Source organism: Anaerobranca gottschalkii DSM 13577, from assembly GCF_900111575.1.
Taxonomy (GTDB): domain Bacteria; phylum Bacillota; class Proteinivoracia; order Proteinivoracales; family Proteinivoracaceae; genus Anaerobranca; species Anaerobranca gottschalkii.
Genome location: NZ_FOIF01000093.1, coordinates 1 through 3,623 on the forward strand (window position 1 = coordinate 1; position 3,623 = coordinate 3,623).

At 28.3% G+C, this 3,623-nt stretch carries 6 protein-coding genes; 2 read left to right on the forward strand and 4 right to left on the reverse strand.

From position 1 onward, the window contains the following. Both BMX60_RS12530 and BMX60_RS11645 read left to right on the forward strand, forming a co-directional pair. The coding region (locus BMX60_RS12530; protein WP_143055944.1) for an IS3 family transposase at nucleotides 1-122 on the forward strand (122 nt) is incomplete at its 5' end. 273 nt (nucleotides 123-395) lie between these two features. Continuing rightward, a complete protein-coding gene (locus tag BMX60_RS11645; protein ID WP_091351602.1) occupies nucleotides 396-884 on the forward strand; it encodes a nuclease-related domain-containing protein in 489 nt (162 codons plus the stop codon). Between the two features lie 159 nt (nucleotides 885-1,043). Here BMX60_RS11645 and BMX60_RS11650 read toward each other — a convergent pair whose 3' ends face one another. From BMX60_RS11650 to yneA, 4 genes are all read right to left on the reverse strand, one after another. Further along, a complete protein-coding gene (locus tag BMX60_RS11650) occupies nucleotides 1,044-1,283 on the reverse strand; it encodes a hypothetical protein (protein ID WP_091351603.1) in 240 nt (79 codons plus the stop codon). A gap of 112 nt (nucleotides 1,284-1,395) precedes the next feature. After that, entirely contained in the window at nucleotides 1,396-2,034 is a 639-nt protein-coding gene (locus BMX60_RS11655; protein WP_091351604.1) for a YneB family resolvase-like protein, read from the reverse strand. 392 nt (nucleotides 2,035-2,426) lie between these two features. After that, the gene (locus BMX60_RS11660) at nucleotides 2,427-3,068 is read right to left on the reverse strand and encodes a type II toxin-antitoxin system PemK/MazF family toxin (protein ID WP_091351605.1); all 642 of its coding nucleotides are present in this window, start codon (nucleotides 3,066-3,068) and stop codon (nucleotides 2,427-2,429) included. Between the two features lie 135 nt (nucleotides 3,069-3,203). Next, complete coding sequence (yneA, locus tag BMX60_RS11665; protein WP_091351606.1) at nucleotides 3,204-3,488, reverse strand: cell division suppressor protein YneA; 285 nt, start codon at nucleotides 3,486-3,488, stop codon at nucleotides 3,204-3,206. Nucleotides 3,489-3,623: the final 135 nt, after the last annotated feature.

Sequence of the window (3,623 nt, forward strand, 5' to 3'; positions counted from 1 at the left end):
CATTCTTTGCAACATTAAAGAAAGATTTAATTCATAGAAGGCGATTTAAAACCCGAGAAGAAGCTAAAATAGCCATAATTAATTATATAGAAACCGGTATAACTGTAAAAGAAGTCACATAGTAGCTTAGATTATATGTCCCCTATAGAATATGAAAAGTACCATAGTAAAGGCAAGGAATTAGTAGCCTAAAACATAGTTTTTAAGGCATAATTATATAAGCATTGGCTTATTAAAACTATTAAATGGTAAATATATCTATTATAAGAAAAAATTACAAAATAACATTCTAATAAAAATGTAAAATCTTTAGGAAAAAGAAGGTATTCTAAGAAAAGAAGAGGAAAGAACCTTTATTCGTGTCCAGTTAGGGTATAACACTCCATCATAAATTAATGACAAATCTATATATACCTAAAAAGGATGGGTCTACCACTGAAATAGATTTAGTTATGATTTCCGAAACGGGTATTTATGTATTTGAATCAAAAAATTATAGCGGATTGATCTTTGGAGATGAAAACCAAAAGACCTGGACTCAAACACTCCCAAATAAGCAAAAGAATAAATTTTTCAATCCTATTTTACAGAACAAAGGACATATTAATGCTTTAAAAGCTGCTGTAGGTTTAAAAAATGATAATTTGTATAAATCGTATATAATTTTTAGTGAACGTTGTACACTTAAGAAAGTAAATGTTACTTCTGACAATGTAAAAGTCATTAAAAGAAATATGTTAAGGAAAATCATAAAAGAAGATATGAAGAATTCAGATGTTTTATTAACAACAGAAGAAATAAATCAAATATATTCAAGATTACAGAAGTTTACATATGTAGATGAAGATGTAAAGGTAGCTCATGTTCATAAAATAAAAAAATAAAATATATGAGGATTAAATTAGTCCTCATATATTTTATTTTTCTTCTAGTTTACATAATGTATATTATAGGACGTTGAATAATAAGTGTCAAAATCTCATTACTTGACATTTGTTGAGTTTTTGAGACGTTAAAAATAAAAAAGTTAGCTTTCAATTTAATTAGATTTTAGAATAATTATCCGATGAATTTTCTAAGCCATCATACTGATAACCAAAATCAATTAAATTGTCTGGTCCAGGATCTTTATCTTCATTTTTTTCTACGTAAGCTTTATTTTCGTTGTCTTCAAATATTTTATAGTAATTTAATAGATCGAATGATTCAGGATGATAATTATCATTAAATATATCATTATTATCAAAGTCTTCTATATTTGGGTAAAAAGGAATTTTGTCCATTTCCATCCTCCTTAATTGTTAATTTCCTATTTTTTGATTTTTGTTTATTTTCTATTAGGGATGTTTTAGTTTTTCCGAAAAAGGATTATTATATACAAAAAGAATACATGGACTATTGTTTTTCCATGTATTCTTGGTATCTTCTATGTACAGTTGCCTTAGACACATTATATCCAAATCCTCTCAAGGTAGCTGCGATGTCTTTAAATGAAAGGTTTAGGGATTTTAGTCGAACAATTTCTTCTATTGGAACTTCTATTTTATCTCTACCTCCATAATGGCGGTTTTTAAGATTTTGAGATGGATCGTATCCTTCTTCTATTGCTTTTTTTACCCCCCTTTTAATTTTTGTGTTTGTTAATCTTCTTTGATATTCTTCAACTAAAGCTAATATTTCTAAGACCATACCTTCCATCTCTGTTATGTCTAAAGGGCCATCATTTTCCATAGATAAAACTTGGCCACCCCATTTATTAACTTGATGGAGTATTGCTATTTTTGCAGATCCTCGACCTATTCTAGTTTCATCTTGAACTAATATATAATTAGCTTGTCCATTTTTTATATATCCCAACGCTTTAATTAAACCTTCCCTATCCTCATCAAAACCACTTACTTTTTCTGAAATTATATCAACAACTTGATAATTTTTATTTTGACAATAGTTAAGTAACTCTTTTTCTTGTCTTTCCAAACTTGAGCTTTGACTTTCCTTTTCAGTACTAACTCTGGTATATATTACAACTTTCAAAATATATCACCCTTTCATTTTTTATATATAGAAAAATTTAATTTTCCCTATCACTTGCCTATAACTTTTATAAGCTTACTATTCATAAAGGTTTTCTAATAAAATAATACTGGAGAGTCCACTCGTGACTCTCCTATTTGCTAATAATACCACTTTGAGCATTCATCTCAAAGTATCTTTGTTAGATTATTCTTTGTCTTAGGTTATTAATTTTATACCCTTCTTATAGCAATTATATTCAAGTAGATAAAAATTAGTACTAATTTTTTTGAAATAAAATGATGCAGGGAACTCACTCGTAGTTCCCATTTAAAGTAATAATACAACTACCCCACTCGTGAGTAGCATCTTTGTATTTATATAATAACACATGAGAGATTGCTTGTCCATAGTTATTTCTTGAATCTTAATTTTATTTGCTCTATCATATCGTCAAACCCTTCAAACCCTAGTTCTTTTTGAAGATCATCAAATTTACTAAACATATTAACATATTGGGATTTATCTTCTTCTAAATTTCTTATCTTTTTCTTTAGTTTATCAATATAATCTAATTTGTCATCTAAAATATTTTTAAGTGTATCATAATGTCTTTTTATGTCCAATGACACTGCAATAGCCTCGTCAACCTTTTTCATCTCATCCGAATTTAATTTGGTGACATAATCACCTAGTCTTGCTTTGCTCACACAAATTATATTTCCCAACAACACATTTCCATTTAACAGGATTTGTCCCGAAGAATCATATTGATTAGCAAGTGGAACCACTATAGGTAGAGTTGAATTTGTATGTGTTATAGGTGCCACAATTACATTAGGCGATCTTATGTTGCCTGCATCATTTTGAATTACTAGACAAGGTCTTTCCTTGCATTCCTCACTACCAATACCTTTTCCCAAATTACATTTATATACTTCTCCTCTTTTTACGACTCTATTCTTTGCATTGGGTGCAATTGAATCTAAATAAAGCTTTGTTTTTAACCATTCTAGATACTGCTGGGTATTCGATAAATCTATATTTCTCCCCATATTTCCACCCCTTTTTCTACTATCTCTCTCTTATTAATATTTTTATCTTTACTAAACTAAATTCTGTTATAAGTTTTATCACCATGTCACACATGTAGATGACTTTCATTACAAGGCTTCCAACTATCCGATATCTTATAATTCAGGAATTTTTAAGTTTTGTCCTACTCTAATTACATTATGATGCAAATTATTGATTTGTTTAATCATATTTATAAAATTTTCCTGTTCTATATCCCCTCTATACTTTTCACTAATTGACCATAGTGTGTCCCCTTCAGTTACAGTAATATTAAAGTATTGTATAGTAGTTTTACTATAATTGCTGCTTATTGTACCTTTATTTTCTAAAGAAGAAGCTATACCTATAGATACTATTAATATCGATAAAACTATTATTGATATAATTAACTTTTTCATTACAAAACCTCCCGAACAAATGTTTGACTTTATAATAACAGAAAACACTTGTTCGGTCAATAGTTTTGTGAAAAAAGATTTCAAATCTCCAGATCTTCTTTATAGCTAGCAAAAAACAGAACTAACGTTTGCATT